General features: G+C 63.9%; 28 protein-coding genes. 19 read left to right on the top strand and 9 right to left on the bottom strand.

From position 1 onward, the window contains the following. Positions 1–107: 107 nt before the first annotated feature. The 10 genes from ilvB to BLR57_RS19435 all read left to right on the top strand — a co-directional run bounded on the left by ilvB (position 108) and on the right by BLR57_RS19435 (position 8765). Positions 108–1871, top strand: a complete 1764-nt coding sequence (gene ilvB / locus BLR57_RS12340; protein ID WP_089697916.1) for a biosynthetic-type acetolactate synthase large subunit — start codon at positions 108–110, stop codon at positions 1869–1871. After that, positions 1868–2563 carry an acetolactate synthase small subunit gene (gene ilvN, locus BLR57_RS12335; RefSeq protein WP_089697914.1) on the top strand — a complete coding sequence of 232 codons (696 nt, stop codon included), beginning with the start codon at positions 1868–1870 and terminating at the stop codon, positions 2561–2563. The genes ilvB and ilvN overlap by 4 nt, the downstream gene beginning before the upstream one ends. After that, the gene (gene ilvC / locus BLR57_RS12330; RefSeq protein WP_089697912.1) at positions 2556–3593 is read left to right on the top strand and encodes a ketol-acid reductoisomerase; all 1038 of its coding nucleotides are present in this window, start codon (positions 2556–2558) and stop codon (positions 3591–3593) included. The genes ilvN and ilvC overlap by 8 nt, the downstream gene beginning before the upstream one ends. Then, the gene (locus BLR57_RS12325) at positions 3590–3826 is read left to right on the top strand and encodes a DUF7989 family protein (protein WP_089697909.1); all 237 of its coding nucleotides are present in this window, start codon (positions 3590–3592) and stop codon (positions 3824–3826) included. Before ilvC ends, BLR57_RS12325 begins: the two co-directional genes overlap by 4 nt. Then, positions 3819–5240, top strand: coding sequence for a 3-isopropylmalate dehydratase large subunit (gene leuC / locus BLR57_RS12320; protein WP_089697907.1), 1422 nt, complete (start codon positions 3819–3821; stop codon positions 5238–5240). Before BLR57_RS12325 ends, leuC begins: the two co-directional genes overlap by 8 nt. Beyond that, positions 5237–5857, top strand: coding sequence for a 3-isopropylmalate dehydratase small subunit (gene leuD / locus BLR57_RS12315; protein WP_089697905.1), 621 nt, complete (start codon positions 5237–5239; stop codon positions 5855–5857). The genes leuC and leuD overlap by 4 nt, the downstream gene beginning before the upstream one ends. Further along, positions 5850–6827, top strand: a complete 978-nt coding sequence (leuB, locus tag BLR57_RS12310; RefSeq protein WP_089697903.1) for a 3-isopropylmalate dehydrogenase — start codon at positions 5850–5852, stop codon at positions 6825–6827. Before leuD ends, leuB begins: the two co-directional genes overlap by 8 nt. A 91-nt stretch (positions 6828–6918) precedes the next feature. Next, a complete protein-coding gene (locus BLR57_RS12305; protein WP_089697902.1) occupies positions 6919–8124 on the top strand; it encodes a hypothetical protein in 1206 nt (401 codons plus the stop codon). Between the two features lie 126 nt (positions 8125–8250). Then, a complete protein-coding gene (locus BLR57_RS12300) occupies positions 8251–8532 on the top strand; it encodes an HPr family phosphocarrier protein (protein WP_089697900.1) in 282 nt (93 codons plus the stop codon). A gap of 83 nt (positions 8533–8615) precedes the next feature. Continuing rightward, on the top strand, positions 8616–8765 hold the full coding sequence (locus BLR57_RS19435; protein ID WP_170830632.1) for a DUF7557 family protein: 150 nt from the start codon (positions 8616–8618) through the stop codon (positions 8763–8765). Between the two features lie 70 nt (positions 8766–8835). On the opposite strand, the gene BLR57_RS12295 is transcribed toward BLR57_RS19435, so the two are convergent. Then, entirely contained in the window at positions 8836–9294 is a 459-nt protein-coding gene (locus tag BLR57_RS12295) for a DUF5799 family protein (RefSeq protein ID WP_089697898.1), read from the bottom strand. A gap of 111 nt (positions 9295–9405) precedes the next feature. On the opposite strand from BLR57_RS12295, the gene BLR57_RS12290 reads away from it, so the two are divergent. Continuing rightward, complete coding sequence (locus tag BLR57_RS12290) at positions 9406–9732, top strand: 2Fe-2S iron-sulfur cluster-binding protein (protein ID WP_089697896.1); 327 nt, start codon at positions 9406–9408, stop codon at positions 9730–9732. Between the two features lie 47 nt (positions 9733–9779). Continuing rightward, positions 9780–10232: a DUF6194 family protein gene (locus BLR57_RS12285; RefSeq protein WP_089697893.1), complete on the top strand. Its 453-nt coding sequence runs from the start codon at positions 9780–9782 to the stop codon at positions 10230–10232. Positions 10233–10236: 4 nt separating this feature from the next. Here the strand turns inward: BLR57_RS12285 and BLR57_RS12280 are convergent, their stop codons facing one another. Continuing rightward, positions 10237–11406, bottom strand: coding sequence for an MBL fold metallo-hydrolase (locus tag BLR57_RS12280; protein ID WP_089697891.1), 1170 nt, complete (start codon positions 11404–11406; stop codon positions 10237–10239). Positions 11407–11529: 123 nt separating this feature from the next. Here BLR57_RS12280 and BLR57_RS12275 point away from each other — a divergent pair, with 123 nt between their 5' ends. Continuing rightward, complete coding sequence (locus tag BLR57_RS12275) at positions 11530–12165, top strand: ferritin family protein (RefSeq protein WP_089697890.1); 636 nt, start codon at positions 11530–11532, stop codon at positions 12163–12165. 49 nt (positions 12166–12214) lie between these two features. Next, on the top strand, positions 12215–12754 hold the full coding sequence (locus tag BLR57_RS12270; protein WP_089697888.1) for an MOSC domain-containing protein: 540 nt from the start codon (positions 12215–12217) through the stop codon (positions 12752–12754). A 17-nt stretch (positions 12755–12771) separates the two neighbouring features. Here the strand turns inward: BLR57_RS12270 and BLR57_RS12265 are convergent, their stop codons facing one another. From BLR57_RS12265 to BLR57_RS12245, 5 genes are all read right to left on the bottom strand, one after another. Beyond that, a complete protein-coding gene (locus tag BLR57_RS12265) occupies positions 12772–13731 on the bottom strand; it encodes an acetamidase/formamidase family protein (protein ID WP_089697886.1) in 960 nt (319 codons plus the stop codon). A gap of 268 nt (positions 13732–13999) precedes the next feature. After that, positions 14000–15238, bottom strand: coding sequence for a mandelate racemase/muconate lactonizing enzyme family protein (locus tag BLR57_RS12260; protein WP_089697884.1), 1239 nt, complete (start codon positions 15236–15238; stop codon positions 14000–14002). 137 nt (positions 15239–15375) lie between these two features. Then, positions 15376–16098 (bottom strand): SipW-dependent-type signal peptide-containing protein, encoded by a 723-nt coding sequence (locus BLR57_RS12255; protein WP_089697882.1) that lies wholly within the window; start codon positions 16096–16098, stop codon positions 15376–15378. Continuing rightward, positions 16098–16664: a signal peptidase I gene (locus BLR57_RS12250; protein WP_089697881.1), complete on the bottom strand. Its 567-nt coding sequence runs from the start codon at positions 16662–16664 to the stop codon at positions 16098–16100. The genes BLR57_RS12255 and BLR57_RS12250 overlap by 1 nt, the downstream gene beginning before the upstream one ends. A 1-nt stretch (position 16665) precedes the next feature. Beyond that, complete coding sequence (locus tag BLR57_RS12245; protein WP_089697879.1) at positions 16666–17247, bottom strand: DUF7344 domain-containing protein; 582 nt, start codon at positions 17245–17247, stop codon at positions 16666–16668. 280 nt (positions 17248–17527) lie between these two features. On the opposite strand from BLR57_RS12245, the gene BLR57_RS12240 reads away from it, so the two are divergent. The 3 genes from BLR57_RS12240 to BLR57_RS12230 all read left to right on the top strand — a co-directional run bounded on the left by BLR57_RS12240 (position 17528) and on the right by BLR57_RS12230 (position 20208). Next, complete coding sequence (locus BLR57_RS12240) at positions 17528–18244, top strand: TasA family protein (protein WP_089697877.1); 717 nt, start codon at positions 17528–17530, stop codon at positions 18242–18244. Positions 18245–18261: 17 nt separating this feature from the next. After that, complete coding sequence (locus BLR57_RS12235; protein WP_089697875.1) at positions 18262–19005, top strand: SipW-dependent-type signal peptide-containing protein; 744 nt, start codon at positions 18262–18264, stop codon at positions 19003–19005. 345 nt (positions 19006–19350) lie between these two features. After that, on the top strand, positions 19351–20208 hold the full coding sequence (locus tag BLR57_RS12230; RefSeq protein ID WP_089697873.1) for a hypothetical protein: 858 nt from the start codon (positions 19351–19353) through the stop codon (positions 20206–20208). 23 nt (positions 20209–20231) lie between these two features. Here BLR57_RS12230 and BLR57_RS12225 read toward each other — a convergent pair whose 3' ends face one another. Both BLR57_RS12225 and BLR57_RS12220 read right to left on the bottom strand, forming a co-directional pair. Beyond that, a complete protein-coding gene (locus BLR57_RS12225) occupies positions 20232–20585 on the bottom strand; it encodes a DUF5658 family protein (protein WP_089697871.1) in 354 nt (117 codons plus the stop codon). Positions 20586–20828: 243 nt separating this feature from the next. Then, a complete protein-coding gene (locus BLR57_RS12220) occupies positions 20829–21359 on the bottom strand; it encodes a DUF7344 domain-containing protein (RefSeq protein WP_089697869.1) in 531 nt (176 codons plus the stop codon). A gap of 391 nt (positions 21360–21750) precedes the next feature. Between BLR57_RS12220 and BLR57_RS12215 the strand changes: the two genes are divergently transcribed. Beyond that, positions 21751–23124, top strand: coding sequence for a SipW-dependent-type signal peptide-containing protein (locus tag BLR57_RS12215; protein ID WP_089697867.1), 1374 nt, complete (start codon positions 21751–21753; stop codon positions 23122–23124). Between the two features lie 77 nt (positions 23125–23201). Continuing rightward, positions 23202–25043, top strand: a complete 1842-nt coding sequence (locus tag BLR57_RS12210) for a SipW-dependent-type signal peptide and vWA domain-containing protein (RefSeq protein WP_089697865.1) — start codon at positions 23202–23204, stop codon at positions 25041–25043. Positions 25044–25093: the final 50 nt, after the last annotated feature.

Here is a 25093-nt window from a genome sequence, read left to right as displayed (position 1 = left end):
CTAGCCCCTTCCACCACCCCTTCTGACCCGGCGCTTGCACCGTTTTCAGTGCACCAAGCCACGCACACGACTAACCAACCACAGACCCATCGACACGGGGGTATCCAATGAGCGAACCCGAACCCGCAACCAAGACAGACACAGACACAGACACACGAGACGAGGAATCGACAACAGCCACGCCCGTCACGACCGGCGCGCAGTCGACCGTTCGCGCCCTCGAGAACGTGGGCGTCGACACGGTCTTCGGCGTCCAGGGCGGGGCGATCATGCCCGTCTACGACGCGCTCTACGACTCGTCGATCCGCCACGTCACGATGGCCCACGAGCAGGGCGCGGCCCACGCGGCCGACGCCTACGGCGTCGTCAAGGGCGACCCCGGCGTCTGCTTCGCGACGTCCGGTCCCGGCGCGACCAACCTCGTGACCGGTCTCGCCGACGCCAACATGGACTCGGACGCCATGCTGGCACTGACGGGACAGGTCCCGTCGCATATGGTCGGCTCGGACGCCTTCCAGGAGACGGACACGACCGGCGTCACGATGCCCATCACGAAACACAACTACTTCGCGAGCGACTCGGACACCGTCGGCGACACCGTCGGCGAGGCGTTCAGTCTCGCCGGGACGGGCCGCCCCGGTCCGACGCTCGTCGACCTGCCGAAGGACATCACGCTCGGCGAGACCGACCGTGAGCCTGGCGAGGCGACGACGCCGCGGAACCACACCGTCCAGACCGAAGCCGACGGCGAGGACGTCGAGACGGCGGCCCGCGCCATCGAGCGCGCGGAGAAACCGCTCTTGCTCTTCGGCGGCGGCATCATCAAGGGCAACGCGACCGAGACGGCGCGGGCGTTCGCCATCGACAACGGCATCCCTGTCGTCGAGACGATGCCCGCAATCGGCACGATGCCCGACGACCACGAGCTGTGTCTGGAGTGGGCCGGGATGCACGGCACCGGCTACGCCAACATGGCCATCACCCACACGGACCTCTTGATCGCTGTCGGCTGTCGGTTCGACGACCGCCTGACCGGTGGTGTCGACACCTTCGCCCCGGAGGCGGAGGTTATCCACGTCGACATCGACCCGGCGGAGATTTCGAAGAACGTCTACGCGGACTATCCGCTCGTCGGCGACGCGGAGACCGTCCTCGACCAGCTGACCGCGGAGCTGAACCGCTCGCCCGACGCCCGCGAGTGGCGGCAGCAGTGTCACACGTGGAAAGACGAGTATCCGATGGACTACGCCGCGCCGGACGACGAGCCGCTGAAGCCGCAGTTCGTCGTCGAGGCGTTGGACGCAGCCACCTCGGACCGCGCCATCGTCACGACCGGCGTCGGCCAACACCAGATGTGGGCCGCCCAGTACTGGAAGTTCTCGCACCCGCGCACGTGGGTCTCCTCCCACGGGCTGGGGACGATGGGCTACGGCCTGCCCGCCGCAATCGGTGCGCGGCTCGCGGCCGACGACGACCAGGAAGTCGTCTGTGTCGACGGCGACGGCTCGTTCCTGATGACGATTCAGGAGCTCTCAGTCGCCGTCCGTGAGAACCTCGACATCACCGTCGCCGTCCTGAACAACGAGTATATCGGGATGGTTCGACAGTGGCAGGACGCCTTCTTCGAAGGTCGGCGGATGGCCGCCGGTTACGACTGGTGTCCCGAGTTCGACAAGCTGGCCGAGGCGTTCGGTGCCCGCGGCTGGTCGGTCGACAACTACGACGAGGTCGCAGACACCATCGAGGAGGCACTCGCCTACGACGGTCCCTCGGTCATCGACTTCCACATCGACCCCGCGGAGAACGTCTATCCGATGGTCTCCTCGGGCGGTGCGAACGGTAAGTTCGCTCTCTCGGAGGACCAGCTATGACACAGAATCAAAAGGGACTGGCGGGTCCGACTCCGGAGGAACGACCCCATCCGGAGGGACGCCGCAATTCCCACGGCGAACGTATCGACCCCGAAGCGGAGGCAGAACAGGAGCCTCGAAGCGCGGTCGTCTCGGCACTCGTCGAACACGAGCCGGGCGTCCTCGCGCGGGTCTCGGGGCTGTTCAGCCGCCGACAGTTCAACATCGAGAGCCTGACCGTCGGCCCGACGACGGTCGAGGGCCACGCCCGCATCACGCTCGTCGTCGAGGAGACCGAAGCGGGCATCGACCAGATCAAAAAGCAGCTCCTGAAGCTCACGCCGGCCATCGCGGTCGGCGAACTGGGTAACGACGCGGTTCGCGCCGAACTCGTCTTGCTGAAAGTCGAGGGCGACGAACCGGACAAGGTCCACGCCATCACGCAGATGTACGAGGGCCAGACGCTGGACGCCGGGCCGCGGACCATCACGGTCCAGATCACCGGCGACCAGCAGAAGATCGACGACGCCATCGACGCCTTCCGGCAGTTCGGCATCATCGAGATCGCCCGGACGGGCCAGACGGCACTCGCGCGTGGCGACACGCCGACGACGCCGGGCGAGTCGCCCGGCGCGTCGAGCGAATACCGCCACAGCGACGACCACGACCAACACGCAGACGATTCCACGCAGACACCAAACTACGATGACTGACGAATTTACCACTGAAGTCTACTACGACGACGACGCTGACGCAACGCACATCACGGACAAGACGGTCGCGGTACTCGGCTACGGGAGCCAGGGCCACGCCCACGCGCTGAACCTCCACGAGAGCGGCGTCGACGTCGTCGTCGGCCTGCGTGAGGACTCCTCGTCGTGGGACGACGCCGAAGAGGCGGGCCTCCGTGTCGCCACCCCGGACGACGCGGCAGCCGAGGGTGACATCGTGAGCATCCTCGTGCCCGACACGGTCCAGCCGGCCGTCTTCGAGGCCATCGAGGACGAACTGGAACCCGGTGACACGCTCCAGTTCGCCCACGGCTTCAACATCCACTACAACCAGATCGAGCCGCCGGAAGACGTCGACGTGACGATGATCGCCCCGAAGACGCCGGGGCACATCCTCCGTCGCAACTACGTCGAGAACTCCGGGACGCCTGCACTCCTGGCCGTGTATCAGGACACGACGGGCGATGCGAAAGCGCAGGCTCTCGCCTACGCGAAGGCACTCGGCTGCACCCGCGCGGGCGTCGTCGAGACGACCTTCCGCGAGGAGACCGAGACCGACCTGTTCGGCGAGCAGGCCGTCCTCTGTGGCGGCATCGCCGAACTGATCAAGCAGGGCTACGAGACGCTCGTCGACGCCGGATACAGTCAGGAGATGGCGTACTTCGAGTGCCTCAACGAGATGAAGCTCATCGTCGACCTGATGTACGAGGGCGGCATCGGCGCGATGTACCACTCCGTCTCGGACACCGCCGAGTACGGTGGCATGACGCGTGGCCCGCGCATCGTCGACGAGCACGCTCGCGAGAACATGGAGCAGGTGCTCGAAGAGGTGCAGGACGGCACGTTCGCCCGCCAGTGGATCGTCGAGAACCAGGCGGGTCGTCCGCAGTACCACCAGCTCTACGAGGCCGAGAAGAACCACGAGATCGAGGAGGTCGGCGCGCGCCTGCGCAGCCTGTTCGCGTGGTCCGAAGAGGACGAGAAAGACGAGAAAGCCGAGATGAAAGCATGACAGAGCGAGACGACCGACAGGCGATGAAAGACATCAGCCACACGAACCCGTACACGGGCGAGACGTTCACGACCGTGTACACTCGTGGCCCAGCCGTCGCCGACGGGGGCGCGACCGAGTCCGAGCAGGAGCAAGAGATGAAAGACATCGACCACACGCCGCCGCACGGCGACGGTGCCAACGAAGTGTGGGAGCGCGGCGTATCCGACGCGGAGGACGACGTCGATGAGTGAGGGAACGCTCTACGACAAGGTGTGGGACGAACACACCGTCACCGAACTGCCGACGGGCCAGACGCAGCTGTTCATCGGGCTGCATCTCATCCACGAGGTCACGAGTCCGCAGGCGTTCGGGATGCTTCGGGAGCGCGACATGGAGGTCGCCTACCCCGAACTGACGCACGCGACGGTCGACCACATCGTCCCGACGGCGGACCAGTCGCGCCCCTACGGCGACGACGCCGCCGAGGAGATGATGGCCGAACTGGAAGAGAACGTCCGCGAGGCGGGCATCCAGTTCTCGGACCCCACCTCCGGAAACCAGGGTATCGTCCACGTCATCGGTCCAGAGCAGGGCATCACCCAGCCCGGCAAGACCATCGTCTGTGGTGACAGCCACACCTCGACACACGGCGCGTTCGGCGCGCTGGCGTTCGGGATCGGGACCAGCCAGATTCGCGACGTACTCGCGACCGGCTGTCTCGCCTTCGAGAAGCAGAAGGTGCGGAAGATCGAGGTCACCGGCGAACTCGGTGACGGCGTCGAAGCCAAGGATGTCATCCTCGAAATCATCCGCCGGCTTGGCACCGACGGCGGTGTCGGCTACGTCTACGAGTACGCCGGCGAGGCCATCGAGAGCCTCGACATGGAAGGTCGCATGAGCATCTGCAATATGTCCATCGAGGGCGGTGCTCGTGCGGGCTACGTCAACCCCGATGAGACCACCTACGAGTGGCTCGCCGAGACCGACGAGTTCAAAGACGACCCCGAGAAGTTCGAGCGTCTGAAGCCCTACTGGGAGTCCATCCGATCCGACGAGGACGCCGAGTACGACGACGTCGTCACCATCGACGGCAACGAGCTGGAGCCGGTCGTCACCTGGGGGACCACGCCCGGACAGGGCGTCGGCATCACCCAGCCCATCCCGGCCCCCGAAGACCTGCCCGCCGATAAGCAGGACACCGCCCGGCGCGCGCAGAAACACATGCGCGTCACGCCCGGCGAGACGATGGAGGGCTACGAGATCGACGTCGCCTTCCTCGGCTCCTGTACGAACGCGCGACTCGCCGACCTGCGCCGTGCCGCGAAGCTCGTCAAGGGCCGGCAGGTCGCAGAGGGCGTCCGTGCGATGGTCGTCCCCGGCAGCCAGCGCGTCCAGAAGCAGGCTGAAGAAGAGGGTCTCAAGGACATCTTCGAGGAAGCTGGCTTCACGTGGCGCAACGCCGGCTGTTCGATGTGTCTCGGCATGAACGAGGACCAGCTCGAAGGCGACGAGGCGTGTGCCTCCTCGTCGAACCGCAACTTCATCGGGCGGCAGGGGTCGAAAGACGGCCGCACCGTCCTGATGAACCCGCGGATGGTCGCCGCCGCCGCCATCAAGGGCCACGTGACTGATGTACGCGAACTGAAGGAGGTGAACGTCGCATGAGCGACGAACAGGAGATCCCCGAAGTCGACTACGTCTCCGGCACGGGTGTGCCCATCCGTGGCAACGACATCGACACGGACCAGATCATCCCGGCGCGGTTCATGAAGGTCGTCACCTTCGACGGTCTCGGCCAGTTTTCGTTCTTCGACGTGCGCTTCGACGACGACGACACGCCGAAGGACCATCCGATGAACGAAGACCGGTTCAAGGACGCCTCCGTGATGGTCGTCAACAGCAACTTCGGCTGCGGCTCCTCGCGGGAACACGCCCCACAGGCACTGATGCGCTGGGGTATCGACGCGTTCATCGGCGAGTCCTTCGCCGAGATTTTCGCAGGCAACTGTCTCGCGCTCGGCATCCCGACCGTCACCGCCGACCAGGAGACGGTCGAAGCGATTCAGGCGTGGGTCGACGAGAACCCCGACGGCGACATCGACGTCGACGTCGAGGCCGAGACCGTCACCTACGGCGACACCACCGTCGACGTGAACGTCGACGAGGCCCAGCGGAAGGCACTCGTCGACGGCGTCTGGGACACCACCGCACTGATGAAGTCGAACGCACAGGCCGTCCGCGACAAGGCCGAATCGCTCCCCTACGTGAGTCTCGATGACTGAGGAGATCGTCGTCATCCCCGGCGATGGCATCGGCCAAGAGGTCATCCCGGCCGCCCAGAAGGTACTGGATGCCGTCGGCGACTTCGAGTACGTCGAAGCCGACGCGGGCGACGCCACGAAGGAAGCGACGGGCGAGGCACTCCCGCAGGAGACCTACGACCTCGTCGCCAACGCGGACGCGACGCTGTTCGGAGCCGCTGGCGAGACGGCGGCAGACGTCATCCTGCCGCTCCGGACGGCCGTCGACTCGTTCGTCAACGTCCGGCCCGCGAAGGCCTACCCCGGCGTCGACGCGCTCCGTCCCGAGACGGACCTCGTCTTCCTCCGGGAGAACACCGAAGGCGTCTACTCGGGTCACGAGGACCGTCTCTCCGACGACCTCTCGACGCTGACGCGCGTCGTCACCACCTCGGCCTCCGAGCGGCTGGCCGAGTTCGCCTGCGACTACGTCGGTGGCGAGGGCGGCTCGTTCCAAGTGGCTCACAAGGCGAACGTGATGCGCGAGACCGACGGTCGGTTCCGTGACGCTGTCGTCTCCGTCGCCGACGAGCGCGGCGTCGAGACCGAGGAGGTCCTGATGGACGCCTTCGCGACGAAGGTCTGTCTCGACCCGACGCAGTTCGACACCATCGTCTGCCCGAACCTCGCGGGCGACGTGCTCTCGGACCTCGCGGCCGGTCTGGTGGGCGGTCTTGGACTACTCCCGTCGGCCAACATCGGTCCCGACCGCGCGCTGTTCGAGCCGGTCCACGGCACCGCGCCGGACATCGCGGGCGAGGGCGTCGCCAACCCGTCGGCGACGGTTCTCTCCGCGGCGATGCTGCTGGACTATCTCGGCTACGAGTCCGAGGCCGACGCGGTCCGCGACGCGGTCGAGTCCGTCCTCGCGGACGGCCCGCGGACGCCGGACCTCGGCGGCGACGCTTCGACCGAGGACGTGACCGAAGCGATCGTCGCACGGCTCGACTGAGTCAGCCAACGGACGGTCTTTTCCCTCGACGTGTGCGGACGCGACACAGCTGACAGCGTGGTTTATCCTCTCCGACAGTGTACTATCTTCGATGGATATCCGACGGAGAGCGGTGCTGAGCACGCTCGCCGGTCTCGGACTCGGAACGCTGTCCGGCTGTCTCGGTAGTCCTCCCGTGAGCGGCGACGGTCGGCCGCTCCCCAGAGCGCGCTCGGCCGTCGAATCGTGGACCGGCGGCGAGCGACGGGTCCCCGCGCCCCCGACCGAACTCGCTGCCGTCACCGACGGACTCGTCGGGACGACCGACCACTTCGTCCGGTACAGCCTCCGGTCGGCGACGGTCCAGACCTACGCCGCACTCCAGGACTACGACTACCCGAACGGTGCACAGGTCTGGGTCGTCCTCTCGACGTATCCCGTCCCGGAGCGCGACCCGGTGACGCTCGCGGAGGGCCGGACGGCCGTCGACGACGTGGCCGAGCGCGACCAGCCGGTGACCGTCGCGCTCGACGTCGAGACGGTTCCCGCGGAGCCGCTGTTTCTGCAGGCCTACGTCGTCCGCGCCGACCGCACTCCTCAGACGATTGGTCCCGGCGACAGCGAGAAACTGTGCGAGACCGACCCCTTCGTTGTCGCCGACGGCGAACTTGTCAGGTACGACCACGAGCACAGCCACGACTCGTTCGCGCAGGACGGCTACGTCCGCAAGTCGGCAGAGGGCGTCTACCTGCTCTCCTTCACCGGATGGACCGACCGCGAGGACTGGCGCGTCTCGTTCGTCGCGTACAAGTCGGCGTACGTCCGCGAGAAGTACGCCGCGCGCAAGCGACGCAGCCAGTACGTCACCGACGCGATGGCCGACGGTACCGCCGACGCCTTCGGTGCCATCCTCGCGGCCGAGGCGGCGGCCAACGGCTTTCGGACCCCCCGATCGAAAGTGGACTTCCTCATCGACTTCGTCCAGAACCTACCGTACGTCCCCGACGACGTCGGGACGGGCTACGACGACTACACGAAACACATGGTCGAGACGCTCGTGGAGGGCGGCGGCGACTGCGAGGATACGGCCGTCATGCTCGCCTCGCTCTTGCAGTCGGACTCGTTCAACTACGACACCGTCCTGCTCCTCTTGCCGGGCCACATGGCGGTCGGCGTCTACGGCGACGACCTGCCGGGGACGTACTACGAGTACGAGGACAGGCGGTACTACTACGTCGAGACGACGGGCAGTGGCTGGGACGTCGGCGAGATACCCGAGGAGTACGCGACCGAATCGGCGTACGTCTCGCAGGTCTGAGCGAGATGACCCGACAACTTACGTACCCGCGCCCCGTGTGGTCACGACACACATGGCAGGCAACTGTGACCGACACTACGGCCCCAGACGACGGCTCCGAACCGAGCCTTCGACGGGGAGGGAGCGATGACCGAGCGCGTCGTGACCGTCGCGACGGAGGCTGGCCTCCACGCGCGACCGGCGGACGTCTTCGTCGAGACCGCAAAGCGGTTCGACGCCGACCTCCGGCTGTCGAGAGCCGACTCCGACGACGTCGTCGCCGCCGACAGCATGATCGGCGTGAACAGTCTCAACGTCCGTAACGGCGAGGACGTCCGCCTCGTCGCGGAGGGTCCGGACGCTGAGGAAGCACTCGACGCGCTCGAAGCCGTCTTGACGACCCCGGAAGCGGAACTGCGAAGCGACTGACGGCCGCAGACTCCCGTCGCTGCCGTCGGCCGTCTCCCCGAGACGGGCGTGGGATTAAGGTTCTCGCTGACGAACTACGACCTATGCCACAGGTGGAACTCACAGCGGAGACAGTTGCCCGTCTGGATAGCCTCCGAGAAGAGGACGAGGACTACGACGAGATCGTCACCGAACTCATCAACATCTACGAAGCCGAGGAGCTGACGCTGTTCCGCACCGGCGACGAGATCTGACCGATCACCTCACGGTCCGCTGCTAGCCCGTCAGTCGATGGGCCCGACTCCACTGCCTCGCGGCCGCGACCTACTCCTGGTACGCGATCCGGACCTGCTCCCACTTGCCTTTCGTTTCGAGATGTTGTTGCAGTTCGTCGGCGTACTCCTGTGTGAGCCGTTCGGCCGCGCGGAGCCGTTCGTCGTCGCCGCCGCCCGAGCCGCCGCCACCGAGACCGAAGGCCTTCTTGATGGAGCCGAAGAGCCCGCCACCGCCGCTGCTTCCACCGGACGACCCGCCGGTCGCGCCACCCATCGCGCCCATCTGCGAGCGGATGTTCTCCAACTCGGGCATGATCTGCGGCAGTTTCTCCGTGTCGGAGACGATGCGGGCCGCCTCGGGGTCGTCGGCGTTCTCGATCTCGAACTCCGTCGCCGTCATGATGAGCCCCCACTCCTGGCCGGTGAACTCCGAGGATTGGATGCGGTCGTTGAACTCGCGGTCGACCGTCATGCGGTCGCCGACGATGCTGTCGGTCCAGTTTGACATACCGGAGCGTTGGGCGAGTGGCTATGTCAGGGTTTTGCTGCCGTACCGACCACGGCCCGCCGACAGAATTGCGCATAAAGAGTTTTGCCGGGGTCATCCGTAGCCGCGGGTATGACCGAGTACACCGTCGAGTTCGTCGGCACCGGTGAGACCATCCAGGTGTCCGACAAGCAGACCATCCTGAAGGCCTGCATAGAGGAGGGAATCGCGCAGGAGTACTCCTGTCGCGTCGGGATGTGTCTGGCGTGTTCGGCCGAGATCATCGAAGGCGAGGTCACCCAGCCGGCCGCGCGCGGCTTCACCGACGAGGAGCGCGAGGCGTACGCACTGACCTGCATGGCCCGACCGCAGTCGGACCTGAAACTCGACCGCGGGAAGTATCCCCCGAGCATCGAGAACGACGCCGCGACCGAGGCTCCCGCGGCCGACGACGACTGAATCCGCATCGCAGAAACCCCTTTGCCCGCCCGCCCCCATACGATGCTATGAACGCCGACAGGCTGCTCACGACGACGCTCGACAAGTACGACAACGTCGTGATGACCTCGGCGTGGGGCGAACAGGGGCTGTTCTACAACCCCGACAACAAACTCGCCCGTGGCACCTACTTTCTGACCGTCAAGGACTACGACAGCGGGACCGACTCCGCCTCCGAGCTGGACCGCGACGGCATCTACCGTGTGAACTTCGAGATTCGCCCCGAGACGTACCGCTCGCTGTTCGGCGAGCAGCCGCCACGCCCCGCCGCTGGCGAGCTCTGTGAGACCGGCCACGACTACGATCTCCTCGACAGCCTGCTCCCGCATCCGACGTACGCCTGGGCCTCGTGGGTCTGCGTCCTCAGACCTTCGGAGGCGACGGTCGACAGCCTCTCCGCGCTCGTCGACGAGGCGTACGAACTCGCCCAAGAGCGGTTCGAAGGACAGTTCGTGGTATAAGGACTCAGTCAGCCGTTCCCGTCGCCGCGCAGTTGTTCGGGCCGAGTTCGAGTTCGAACGCCTCCGCGTCGTCGGTCTCGCGGCGGCCGAGGTTCGTCTCGATGATGGTCTCGTAGTTCGCTGGCTGTGGGGGCATATTTTCGAGAATCCGCTCGACGAAGGCGTCTTCGTCCAGCGTGAGAACGTCGAGTCGGTCGCGGAGGTCGCCCAGCGTCGCGACGTACCGTCCCGCGTCGTCGGGCTTCGTCCGGTCGCCGACGTGTCCCGGAACGACGCGCGTCTCGGCGGGGAACGCGAACAGCCGCTCGTGGAGCGTCCCGTAGAGCGTCCGCGCCATCTCGCTCGCGCCGTCGTCGCCGACTTCGAGGTCCGGCCGGGCGACGCTGTCGAGGAAGACGCTGTCGCCCGCGAGGAGCAGGTCGCCGACCCGGAAGCCCGTCATCTCTGTCGTGTGGCCGGGCAGGGAGACGGCAGTCAGTTCCACCTCGCCGACGCCGAGCGTGTCGCCGTCGCCGACGAGCGTGGCGTCGAACGCGAGGCCACGATTCTCGGCCCCCCTGGGTAACACGATTTCCGCACCCGTCTCGCGGGCGACGTCGCGGACGCCCGAGACGTGGTCGGCGTGGACGTGCGTGTCGACGGCGTACGTGATTTCCGCACCCAACTCGGCCGCGTCGGCGACGTAGCGGTCGGTGAAGGCCCGCAGGGGGTCGACGACGACGGCCTCGTCGCCCGCGACAACGAGGATGGCGACACAGCCGCTGGAGGGACGGAGATACTGGCGGACGGTCGCCTCGTCGTGCGGAATCTCGACAGACTCGTAGACGCGCGCCCAGCCCTCCATCCCGCCGTCGAGGTTCAACGCCTCGATACCGTTGTCCGCGAGGAGGTCGGCCACGTCGGCGCTCGCCTTCCCCTCGCCACAGACGACGAGCACAGGTTCGGCGAGGTCGGCGACGAGTTCTTCCACGCCGCCGCGGACCCGCGCGACGAGGAACTTGTTGTGTGGAATCTGTGTCGCGTGGACGCTCTCGCCGTCGATGTGCCACGCCTCGAACTCGTCGCGGTCGCGGACGTCGAGGACGGTGACGGCGTCGCCACGGCGGAGTCGGTCGCGGAGGGCGTCGGCCGAAAGAGAGCCTGCCTCCCGCCCGGTGTCGGGGTCGTCGGTCATAGAACCGGTACGTCGCTCTCGGGTAAAAACTCGGGGGCGGCCGGGCTCGTCGGTCGCCCTCCTCAGCCGTGTGACGCCTCGGCCGCGCGAAACTTGAAAGCCGTCGCGCCCGTGGTGTGGGCTATGGACGCCGAAGCCTTCCAGGCGACGTTGGAGCAGTCGAAAGCGACCCAGCTCTCGCGGCTCGGTTCGAACAACCTCCTCGTCGCGCTGACCGACGCCGAACTGGAGACGCCGGTCGTGCTCCGCGTCGCCGCCAACAGCGAACACGCCGCCCGGACGACGTTCCACGAGTGGGCCGACACGGAGTCGGACGACGAGGCGAAAGCGACCTTCGAACACGTCGCCGACCAGGAGGACGAGCACTACGACCGCGTCGTCGCCGAACTCAGTGACCCGGATTTCGACCCGGTCGACGGCGGCGCGATGCACACCTACCTCCGCGGCCGCGAGGACACCGTCGAACGCCTCGCCGCCGGACTGGTCGCCCGCGGACTGGTCAGCATCCGTGCGCACACCCAGATTGTCAGTTTCTTCGTCAACGAGGCCGACGAGCGGCGTGCCGACCTCTTCCGTGACCTCAAACGTGAGACGCAGGAGGAGGTCGAACTCGGGCTCGGCCTGCTCGACGACCTGTGTGAGACCGACGAGGACTGGCAACGCGCCCAGATGGTCGCCGAGTACGTCATCCAACTCGCGTACGACGACTACGCCGACTCGCTGCGCGGGATGGGACTGGACCCCAAGCCCGTCTGCTGAGCCACGATACCACACGAACCGCTTTCTCGCCCCCGTCCCAACCTCAGCCATGAACCGGACTCCCCGCGTCGAGACCATCTTCGTCGCCCCCGAAGACTCCGCGCCGATGGAGCAGCTCGAATCCGTCGAGGCCGTCGAGGGCGGCCTGACCGGCGACCGCTATCTGACTGGCAAGGGGTACTACTCGCCGTTCGACGTCTGCGAGGTGACGTTCATCGAGGGCGAGGCAATCGAGACGATACGCGAGGAGTTCGGCATCGACCTCTCGGACGGTCGCCACAGGAGAAACGTCGTCACCCGCGGCGTCGACCTCCACGACCTGCTTGAGACAACGTTCCGCGTCGGCGACGTCGAGTTCCGGGGAACCCGCCCGCGGCCACCCTGTGCCCACGTCGAGAAGGTCGCCGACGAGGAGAACGTGATGCGCGCGCTGAAGGAACGCCGCGGTGGTATCTGTGCCGACGTCGTAACCGGGGGAGAACTCCACGTCGGCGACGAGATCGAAATCGTCGAAGACGCGCCGCGGGACGTGGGACGGTCGATTGCGGACCGGCTCCGGAGACAGTCCGAGTCGGGTCCCTCGCACTGAGCGTCGCGGCCGCCTGCTCAGGGGAAGATGCTGTCCGGCACGTAGGCCGTGACGATCCAGTTGGGCGCGTCGACGACCTCGCTGACCTTCAGGTCGACTGCCGCAGAGCAGAGGATGTACGCCTCCCCGCGCGTCAGCCCACGCTCGGCTTCGAGATGGTCGATCATGTGTCGGACCGCCTTCTTCGTCGCCTCCATCAGGTCGTCGGCGATGCCGGTCGTCGCGTACATCGGCTCGTCCTGGCCGGTCGGCGTGAACGGTCCCGTCGTCTGCAGCTGGGGCTGTTGGATGTCCATATCCTTCCGGACGTTGAAGCGGGCCGTGACGAACATCGGCGACTCGATACCCGTCACGCAGACCTCGCCGTCACCCTGTGCGGCGTGGCAGTCGGCCGTCGAGAACAGCGCGCCCTCGACCTCGACCGGGAGATAGACCGTCGACCCCTTCGTCATGTGCTTGACGTCCATGTTGCCGCCGGTGTTGCGCGGCGGGAGCGTGTCGTGTTCGCCGTCCTCGCCGGGGGCGACGCCGACGATGCCGGGGAACATATCGAGCGGGACCTCGATGCCGTTCACGAAGTGTGCCACCTCGTCGTCGAGTTCCCAGATGTGGAGTCCTGCCTCCTCGAAGTCCTCGGGCAGCAGACCGAGTCCCATCTCGCCGGGCATGTAGCCCGTGAATCCCCAGCCCTTGTGCTCGAAGTCGAGCAGTTCGACTTCGAGGACGTCGCCCGGCTCGGCACCCTCGACGGCGACGGGACCAGTCAGCGGGTGGACCGGGTCGAAGGTGGCGTTCGCGAGGTCTTCGGCCGTCGAGTCCGGGCCGACCTGTCCGTCGAGCGCGTCGCGACACTCGAACCGGACGACCTCGCCTGGCTCGACCGTCACCAACGGGTCGAGGCTGTTGTCCCAGACGCTGTGGATGTTCTCGGCGTCGTCGCTCAAGTCGTAGTCGACGGTGTAGTCTTCGTTCGACATATGGTACCGCACAACGTACTCGGTGGGCAAAAGTCTCGGTGTGGCGGAAGTCCGCGTCGCTGGTGCGCAGCTAATGAACGAAAGAAAACTGCAGGTCGTCAGTTCGGCTTCGGCTTACGCTTCGTCGAACAGCGCAACACTTCGTGCTGCTGGCTCGACGAGTCGTTTCACTCCTCGTCGAACACGGAAAATCAGAGATTTTCCTTCACGACGACGCTTAGGCTTCGTCGAACACTGCTGAGCGAAGCTCAGCAAGTTCGACGTCGGCTTACGCCTCGTCGAACAGCGTCTCGCCGTCGACCATGTGCTCCTCGACGGTGTCCATGTCGAGCGTCAGGCCGAGACCCGGCTCCTCCGGGATGGTGATGTAGCCGTCCTCGATGACGTCCTCCTCGACCAGGTCCTCCCACCAGCCGAGTTCGTAGCTGTGGTATTCGACGGCCAGCGAGTTCGGGATGGACGTGCCGACGTGGGCACTCGCCATCGTCGCGATCGGCGAGGAGACGTTGTGCATCGCGACCGGGATGTAGTACTGGTTCGCGACGTCCGCGATCTTCTGCGTCTCGCGCATTCCGCCGACCTTCGGCAGGTCGGGCGCGATGATGTCGACCGCCTGGTTCTCGATGAGACGGCGTTCCTCGGTGACGCGGTAGCGGTTCTCGCCCACGGTGATGGGCGTCGTCGTCGACTTCGTGACCTCTTCCTGCACCTCCAGGTTCTCCGGCGGGACGGGGTCCTCGAGCCACCAGACGTCGTACTCCTCGATGGCCGAGGCGAGACGCTTCGCCGAGCCGCCCGAGAACGTCCAGTGACAGTCGAAGGCGACGTCGGCGCGGTCCTTCACGCGCTCGGTGACCTTCTCGACGATCTCGGCCTTGTGACGGATCTCGCCGGGACGGAGATGGCGGTTCGCGCGGTCCTTCTCCAGGCCCGAGGGGACGTCGAGGTCGAACTTCAGGGCGTCGTAGCCGAGTTCCTCGACGACGCGCTCTGCCTCGTCGGCACAGGCGTCCGGGTCGGCCTCCTCCTCGGTGTGGCAGTCACAGTAGACGCGGACCTTGTCGCGGTACTTGCCGCCGAGCAGCTGGTAGGCCGGGACGTCGAGAATCTTGCCCGCGACGTCGTGCAGCGCGACCTCGATGCCCGAGATGGCGGTGACGGTGACACCCTCGACGGAACCCTCACCGGACATCTTCTGGACGAGATGCTCGAACAGACGGTCGATGTCGAGCGGGTTCTCGCCGACGAGGAACGGCTTCATCCGCTGGATGAGTTCCGGGACGCCCGCGCCCCAGTAGGCCTCACCGGTGCCGACGATGCCGGCGTCGGTGTAGATGCGGACGAGGGTCCACGGGAAGTTGCCGTCGACCATCGTCGTCTGGATGTCCGTAATCTCGACGTCGCGGCCGCCGCCGCGCTTCGCTGTCACTCCCATCGTCTCCGACGAGAGCTCTCGCATCGTGTACTCCGCGTTCGGGTCGTGGAGCTCCGCGTAGTCTTTGCTCATAGGTGGTCCTTTACTCGATAGTAAGTAAAACTTTGGAGAGCGGTGACGGTGACCGTGGACGGCTCAGGCTCACACTCAGGTGAGAAAGATGTATGGTTGACTGCTGAAACCGTTGGCGACGACCAATACTCTTGTTGTTATCCACGAGTAGAGGCTGCCATCGATAACGTGGTCGAACCCCCGAGGATTTGGGTCGTCGTCGATTCACAACCCGAGTTCGTCGAACTGCTCGTGCAGGTCTGTTGGTTCCCAGCGGACTGCGTCGGGGTCGATTCACAGCCGGAATTGCCTGTCACACTCGTGCAACGATCATCGTTATCCGTAGACTGTTCTGTCGTGGAGTCGCAGTCGGTGTTTCCGGCAGTGTTGGTACACCGCTCTTCGCTCTGCGTAATTTCGACCGTCCCGGTCAACTCGAAGTCCCGCCCTCGGTCCCACCACCCCGAAAGCACGAGGTCATACGTGCCAGCACTGTCAGTCTGCGTCACCAACTCGTCGCGCTCGAACTTGATGCGACAGTTCACTCCCCCTCTCTTCTCTTTGCAGGATGCGCGTGTTGCGTCGAGGGTTCCTCCGGTCTCGACAATACGGAGTGTGAAGCGGTCCGTGTCCACCTGTCCTGGTTCGTCGATGTCGAAGTGGACGTGGAATGTACCACCGTTCGATGAACGACTGATATGTCCCGGATCGGCGTCGAAGTTTCCAGCAGTGACGGTGAAGTCACTCGCTGCCTGAATCGTCACCTCGGACGTTTCTGAGTCGCTGAATGCCGCGTGGGTGTAGACGCCACCACCGAGACTGGCCATCACGAGACCGACAACGGCGTACAATGCCGCTAGTCGTTGCCTCGTCACGCGCATCAGTCGTCCTCGACTGTGACCGACGGCTGGTTCTTGTCCTCTTCACCCGTGGTCGCCGCCTGATACAGATCCCAGACCTCACCCACGACGAGAAGCGCCGACGGGACGACGACCAGAGCGAGCAGTCCAGTTTGCGACCCGCCAAAGTCGAGTACCCAGCCGATGAGCGGAATCGCGAAGAACACCCGACCGATCAGGTTCTCGGCTGGCACGAGTTGTTGGTCCACCTCCTCGTTGGCATCACCCTTGGTCTGGAAGTAGAGGCCGTCTTCCTCCTCGACAACGTCGACGACGCGGTGGGTCACGCGGTCGACATCACCCTCGCCACCGAAGTTCTCACCCGGTGCTTCGAACGTGATGACGTCCCCTTCGTCGACGCTCGTCGGATCGACGTCGTTGACGACGACGGCAGACCCGGCGTGGAACGCCGGAGCCATACTGGACGAGACGACGACGAAACTGTGTTCGGCACCGACGACCTGCGGGACGGCGAAGACGACGAACGGCACCACGAGGACGGCCAGGAGCACCAGACCAGCAGTGTTGAGGAGTTTCGACCGGTCCATCTCACTCGTCCTCCTGTTGGAGTTCCTGTTCGTAGCCCGGTGGTGGGCCTTCTTGCCCCAGACGCATCTGCCGGTTCATGTACGCGTGCGTGGCCGCAGACGCGAAGAAAAGGAAGACGACGAGTCCCGTCCAGGCTACGACTTGAATTTCACCGAACGGGAAGACACCGAACTCCGCGGCACCAATGAGCAATCCCGAGAAGACGCTCAGACCGAGATAGTAGTCGCTCCACGGGATGTCGTTCCCCGGAATGACTTCGAGGTACAACTGCAGATCACTTGCCTCCTCGCGGAGTTCAATCTCCGCGCGGTTCGGGTCGAAGTCGACGATTCCCGCTCGGTCCATCCGCGGGAGGTGTGCCTGCCTGAGCGCGGTGTAGACGTTCTTCCGCTGGTCGGACGTGACCTCGACGGGCTCGATGCCGTTCTCCCACGCTGCCACCTGCCGCGACAGCTCGCGAAGTTCGACGGGTCGGTCGTGCTGTAAGAGGTAGTGCAGCGTGTGTCGTCGTCGCTGACTACTCAGCATATCGAAGACGACCTCCCGTGGAAGCGTCTCGGTATCCGCCCCGACCTGCTTCATGCTCATTCTATAGAAATTCTTGATAGATTACACCTTATCTAATTGGCTGTTTAGGGTCCACGGTGTCGGCCGAAAACAGCGTTCGACGGTCTTTAATCGGTGATTAGAGGGGTTTCTGACTCCCTCCGAGAGACGTTCAACCGCGGTTTGTCTCTGGTCTGCCCGGGTTTGTCATCACGTCAATCGGCATATACAAAAGGGGGTATGGTGCCTTGGAGCAACTGCGTGCTAGGTGGGAGCGACCCCACGGATGCACACGTGAACGAGGTAAGACAACCCAATGTCTGACAAGAGAGTCGAACTCACGCGACGCAAGGTACTGGGCGGACTCGCAACGATCGGCGCCGCTGGCGCAGCCACGGGCGCAGGGACGATGGCGTACTTCAGTGACAACGAGACGAGCTCGGGGAACAATATTTCAGCAGGGACGGTTGACCTTAATAGCCCGAGCGGTTTCTCTGCAAATATTGAAAATCTGAAACCAGGTGGATCGGCCGAATCAAAGACTGTCTCTGTGACGTACGATGGGAGTATCGATGGTGTCAGTCTTGACATCGATACGGCTCTCAGTGAGCCGAGTGAATCAGAGGCAGCTACCAATGGTAGTGACCTTTCTGCAGATGAGTTTGCAGACAGGGTAGAGGTCGTGTCAGCATCGATTACTCATGACAGAGGGGGGACTAAGGAAACGGACGACCTCCTAGCGGATGATTCCCCATCTTCACCGATCAAGGGGAATATTAATGCGACCGATGATGCGGACGCGGAAGAAGCTAGAGATGGTGAAACGTACGTTGACCTGAGCGAACTCAACGACGCGATGGAAACGGTCAAGGGTTACGCTACCTTAAATACTGATGATACAATCACCCTCGACTTAGAGGTCAAACTTGCTGCTGACGTTGGCAACGAAGCACAAGGAGACGGGGTTGACTTTGAGGTTGCCTTCACCGTCACGCAGTCTGCTGACAACACCACTTCCCCGACTCAGGCCTAAATAGGAGGGTTCAGTCAATGGAACTTACGCGTCGGCGATTGTTGAGTGCTCTTGGAGCGACCGGCGCGGTCAGTGCAGGAACTGGTGCTGGTACGTTCGCGTACTTCACTGACTCAGAGAGTTCTGTAGATAACCAAATCAAAGCCGGCACAGTTGACTTAGGGATGCATGATGGTACGTTCGGTACCTCCTACTCGTACGACTGGAAACCGGGTGAGACCACTGAGAATCCCTACGCTCTCGAGTTAGCCCTGTTCAATACGGGGACGAGGAGACTGGATCACCTCGAAATCGACTTCAGCAATACCACTTACGAAGACAGAGACGGAGATATCGACGAAAATAATGATGGAACGCCAGATACCCCTGGAGACAGTGGTCCTGATGCAGACACTAATCCAGGAGGTAACATGGCGAAGTGGATTGAGGTGAAGTCACTCACCTACACCACAACAGATGGAGATATTGTGAATCTGGTCACCGACAGTCAACCTGACGAGTCACACAACGGAAACACCATCCAGAAGGATGCGACTGCACCAGACGATTTTGTGTCCCTCGCAGATTTGGCTGCACCAGATACCAACGAAGCGGTCTTAGACGAATTCGATCCACCGAAGTTGGGGCATACACCCCCAGATTCGCCCGAGGAGACTATCTTCAACATCGATCTGAAGATGAACGAGAACATCCCAAACGACTATCAAGGTGACGTCTTGCGGACGGATATCACGTTCGCTCTGAAGCAGGCTGGCCAGTAGACCGCTTCAAACCCCGTTTGTTCTTTTATGATTGACAGTGAATCAATAGACAATTGGATTACTATTCGAAAAATCAGTATCATATGCGTTGCACTCTTCGTAACCATCGCAGCGACTGGGGTAGGGTTGTTCGGAGGCACTGTTCCTGTTAGCCAAGAACACATTTCAACTGGGGCCAATGAGACACCACACGCTCCAGAGCCATCATCAACTACATCAACGCCAACCCGAAGCCAGAGCCATAACAATGCTGACGAAGCCTCTCAACCCGAGAACGCAGCAACCACTACCGAACCAAACTGCGGCTGCCTCGACGTCGCCTTCACACCCACCGACCCCGACGACGTGACCAACGCCGAGGGTATTGTCCCCCCGCTGGCTGGGGAACTCAGCGGCTCCGTCGAGTGGGATGTCCCTGCCGACCGAGTCACGCTCGTCGCCCACACGTGGACACCGAACGAGGAGTGGACCGAACGGAGGCGTACGACCGTCGAAGCGAGTAACGACCGTTCACTCTCTCTCAGTCAGGCGTTCGATTCGACGCGGTTGTTCTACACGGAAGCCACGACGCCCGGATTCGCCAATCCCGCCGACGCTTCGACTCGGACCCGTCGCGGCTACGTCTCGGTCACGGCCGTCCTCTACGATGGCGACGATGAACTCGACCGCGTCGCCGTCGTCGAACCGTACGAGTTCGACGTGACGAACACGGCCGAAACGGCGGTCGCGCTCGACGTCGGCGGTGCTGCCGAGACACCACTGTTGGCAGTCGAGGGTGCCGCCCCCGGATCGGCAGGTGACTCCGCCGTGACGGTCAGTAACGACGGCACCGACGACGCGACCCTCTCAATCACCGTCTCGAACCTGGTCAACGCCGAGAACGGCCTCATCGAACCCGAGCGAGCGGTCGACGCGAGTCCCGATGTCGGCGAACTCGCAGATGCACTCGAACTCAGAGTCGCGCTCGTCCGAGGCGACGGAAGCCGGTCGTATCTCGTTGGCTCCGGGAACGGCCTCCTGTCGGGGCCGAACTACGTGTCGCTGTCGACGCTTGCGACGGGCGATCCGTTGGGTTCGGTCGGCCTCGAGGCTGGCGAGCACGCACATCTCGTCGTCGAGTGGCGACTTCCGGCCGATGTCGGGAACGAGATACAGAGCGACCAGGTCTCGTTCGACGTGACGCTCGGACTGCGGACAGCGTAGTTACTCCGCCGCCGATATCTCTCTCACATCAGCATCAACTGGATGTTGTATACCGTCACGGTTGTCCCGAGAAGCGTCAGCCCAACCGGTGGCAGGTAGTACCAACTCCTGCTCCCGTCGTGGGCGGCGTCGACGCTCACCACGAGACAAATCAGGAAGGCACCGAGTTTCAGTCCGACGAGGCCTGCCTGTCCAAACGCGCCGACGGCAGTCGCGACGACGACGTTCCCCTCGGTGACGGTCGGACTGAAGTAGATGAGTGCGATGGTCGTCACGATGTCGCCGACGCCGTACGTGGTCGTCGCGAGAACCCACAGCGTGACGAACTCCTCGTCGTCGAAAGGCGTCTCTCTCAGAGAGAGCCACGTGTCGGACATACGTTATTCGAACAACTCGACAACAATGATAGCTTATGTTCTGCCGACATATCCGAGCCGGGTTCCTGTGGTGATGAACTGGCCAGTACAGTCGAAACAGCGAGCCTTCGGTTCGGTAGGGTCCGGATGCCAAGGCTGTCGCTGAGCGGAGCCACGAAACTGACGAAAAAGCGCGAATTCGCGCCGCGAAAAGGTGCCGTTCGTCCGACAAAGTGGACCATTACCTCCGGTACTGACCGAGACTTACCCGACAAGCTGCCGCAGATACAGCCACCGTTGGGTCCACAGTTGGTAGAGCGTCGAGAGCGCGACGACGAGCAGGAAGCCGCTCGTCACGAGAAGTGTGCCCGCCTCGGAGAGACCGGGGACGCCGATGGTGACGGCCAGCACCGTCAGCAGCGACAGCGTCGCGATCCCTCGGTAGTAGTCCGCCCAGGTGATGCCGTACTTCGTGACGACCTCCATGTAGATGTTGACCGCGCGAGCGCGCTCTTCGAGCGCGATGGTCTTGCGGTTCTTGTCGTAGCTGATGACGCCGCGTTCGTCCAGCTTCGGGAGGTGCGTCTGGTGCAGTGAGTTGTAGACCGACTCGCGGATGTTCTTGGGCGGCGGCGACTCGCCGGTTTCGATCTCGGCGATACCCTCCGCAAGGTCGCGCAGGGTAACGTCGCTGGTCGTCTGTCTGAGATGCTTGAGCACCGCGCGGCGGCGGTCGTTCCGCAGGATGTCGTGAATCTCGGTTTCGAGCAGGCCGGACTGGGTGAACAACTGCATGAGTGGGTCTCTCCTGTGGCGCGCGTCGTCGCGAGTTGGCGGCGATGGGGTCGCGCCGTAGTCACCACTGGGTACTATACCCCCTTATACATCCGCTGATTGCGTGGTTATACCACTCAAACCGCCGAATACGGGTATTTCAGCCGACAGTCGTGTGCGAGCAACTGGCCGTTGTCGCTCTCACAACGGCCCGTTTCGAGGTGAACAACCAGCGATTGTTGCCTGGAAACTCGTCGTTCGTCGGACTCAGTGGCCGGTTGAGCGAGCGAGGCCAGCCGTTGCGGTGAGTCAAGTCCGCCGTTCGACCTGTCAATTCGGTTATTACCTAATACCGTACTAATCCAGGGTTCTGACAGTGCTCAGCGGGATCCCCGCCGGGCGACACCCACCAATGGCAGACAAGAAACTCAACCTCTCGCGCCGCAACGTCCTGGCCGGTCTCGGAACCATCGGCCTCGCGTCTGCGGGTGCTGGAATCGGTACGACCGCGTACTTCAACGACACCGAATCGTTCACCGACAACACGCTGACCGCCGGCTCGCTCGACCTCGCAGTGCAGGCGACGGTCTACGAGTACCAAGCAGAAGCCAACGGCGGCGGCGAGACCTTCGGACCCGTCGTCATCAACGGCGAGAACGGGGTCAGCCAGCAGCTGACCGACGTGAAGCCCGGCGACTACAGCTACGGGACGTTCTGCTTCTCGCTCGTGGACAACCCCGGCTACATCTGGGCGGGTGGCGAACTCACCGCGAACGACGAGAACACCGTCAACGAACCCGAAGCGGACGCCGACCCGAACAACACCACCGAGTCCTCTTCGCCCATCGATGGCGAGGGCGAACTCGCCGACGCCATCGAAGCCGTTCTCTACTGCGTCGACGACGGCTACGTCCCGGGCGACCAGGGCCGTCCGAGCGAGAACGAGTCGATCCCAGTGGCGGGTGACGCGGAACTCGTCTTCGAGGGCAGCCTCCGCGAGGTGCTTGCAGCGCTTCAAGCTGGCATTCCACTAGACAACGACTCCAGTACGGCGGATCGAGAGCCGTTCCCGGGCACCCCCGAACAGGACTTCTCGGGTAAGTGTCTCGCGTTTGCGTGGGAACTGCCGACCGAGGTCGGCAACGAGGTCCAGACCGACTCCGTCGAGTTCGACCTGACCTTCTACGCCGTGCAGTCACGGCACAACGACGGAACGGCGAACCCCTTCGTCGATGACAGTTTCGTCTCGGGGCAGTATGACGCTGACAGTAACTACGCGGCTGATGAGTCTGGTCACCTGACGCTTGACGTCGCGTACGGGACGTCTCAGACGTTGTTCAAGATCACCGACGTTGCTGACAGCTTTGACTACATGAACAATATCCTCGCCGTCGACAGCGACGACGATGGGACTGCTGACTGGCAGGTTATCTGGCAACCGGGGCACAGTCAACTCCCGTCTGGAACCGACACGGGATACTCAGAAGTCATCACCAGCGGTGGAAACCCAGTCTGGGAGAAAGATCAGACGGGGATGTTCCAGAACCCGAGTGACGTGTCGAACCCAATCCTGTTTGCGAGTCACTCTGGAAACGTCCTGTGGGTCGCTGTAGACAACAGTGCAATGCCCAACCCGGGCGACAACTACCGCGTTCAGGTAGATGCGTTCAATTACCCTGACAGTCGCGCAGTGATCAACGCTGACGACCCAGCAACGAACCCGATCTACCCGGGGACCAACTCCACGGGTAGCGGTAACTACATCGTCACGACGTATAGTCCGTAGTTTTCTCTGCAGTAACTATCCCATTTGGAGCACGGCGGTTCGACTCCGCCGGTGGGATTCCCGAGAGGGACAGTACCATGACCGACGACAGACTCAACATCTCACGACGAACCCTCCTGGCTGGCCTCGGCACCGTCGGTGTCGCCTCGGCCGGCGCGGGTCTCGGCACGACCGCCTACTTCAACGACACCGAGTCCTTCGAGGGCAACAGCCTCACGGCTGGCGAGTTGAACCTCCGACTCGACTACCGCTCGACGTACACGACCGGTCCCGAGGTCGCCTTCGACTCGATGTCGAACGGCAACACCGGTATCAACTACGACTCGCCGGCGTCGGTCGATCGCGTCCCCGACACCGACGAGCCGATGTACGTCCTCAGCCAGATTCCTGACTTACGATACGAGACGACCGGCAACCCTGGCGCACAGGGTCAGGTCTACTCGGAGAACGACTGGGGCGACGTGACGAAGGGCGTCGACTGCGACGGGATGTACGAGCCGATCGACAGCGACGACCTGGGATTCGCTGGGCTCGTCGACGGCTTCGAGGCCACGATGTTCGACCTTCCGGACGTCAAGCCCGGCGACTCCGGCGAGATGACCATCAGCCTCCACCACTGCGGTAACCCGGCGTATCTCTGGTTCGAGGGGATGGCCGAGGTCGACAGCGACGAGGGCATCGTCGAGCCGGAAGACGCGGCGGACGGCACCTACGACGATTCAGACGGCACCGCCGACGGCGACCTCGACGACCTCATGTGGGTCGAGGCGTGGTACGACACCAACTGCAACAACCGCCTGGACGCCGAGACGAGCGAGGCCGACATCGTCCTCGCCATCGACGTCTCGGGGTCGATGCTCTACCCGAACCGCGGCGGCGAAGTCGACTTCGACGGCACGCAGGCCGCGAACGGCAACGCCCTCCGCGGCGTCGACAAGGACAACGACAACGACCTCTACCGCATCGACGTCGTCGAGGAGGCGACGAAGGAGTTCGTCACGCAGCTCAACGCCTTGCTGCCGAACGCCGACGTCCGCATCGGTGTCGTCTTCTACGGGACGACCGAGGGCCAGGACATCGACCTGAACGGCAACCCCCGAGATGCCGTGCGCGACGTGGCACTCGTCGACTCCGACGACTCCGCGCTCGTCAACGACACGCTCGACGACCTCCGCGAGGAGATCGCCGCCTCCGAGGGCAGCGCGGGCAAGACGGGGACGTTCATCAGCGCGGGCATCAGTGCAGCCAGCGACCTCCTCTCGAACGTGTCCGACCCGGCGGCCAACCAAGCCATCGTCCTGCTGTCGGACGGCGGCGACGACCAGGACCCCGGCAACGCGGTTCAGGAGGCGACCGACGCCAAGACCGTCGGTCAGCAGATCAGTTCCATCGCCATCGGTCCCAACGCCGAGGACGCGCTGCTCAACACGATTGCGACTGGCAGTGACGGGTCGTCGTTCTACGACGTCGAGTCGCTGTCGGTGTCGGGGACGAACCTGGAGGCCGCTTACACCGACGTCGCTGCCAGCATCTCCGGCGGCGCGGAGAGCCCCTTCTACCGTGGCTCGTTCGCCGGTCTCATCGACCTGCTCGAAGGCGGCCAGCCGTTCGACCCGCGGGCGGAGCCGTTCGAGATTCCCGACCCGGCCGACGCGACCTGTGTCGACCCCGGCGTCTACTGTCTCGGTATCGAGTGGTATCTCCCGAAGACGCCCGCCGAGTTCTCGACGCTGCCGTGGCAGACGCCGGACGACGAGGACGAGGCGACCTTCGCGGACCAGGTGTCGGCGCGCTACGGCGACATCGACTACGAGACGCTCAACCTCGCACAGACCGACGAGCTGACCTTCGGGCTGCGGTTCGGCGCGGTCCAGTGTCGCCACAACGAGACCAACGAGAACCCACTGCAGGCCGACTAACCACTTCGTCCCTCTCACCTCTCGGCGGTGACGCTTCGCATTCCCCCCAC

Source organism: Halogranum gelatinilyticum, from assembly GCF_900103715.1.
GTDB lineage: Archaea > Halobacteriota > Halobacteria > Halobacteriales > Haloferacaceae > Halogranum > Halogranum gelatinilyticum.
The sequence above is the reverse complement of the archived record's forward strand: the minus strand, read 5'-3'. Positions and strand labels throughout refer to the sequence as shown.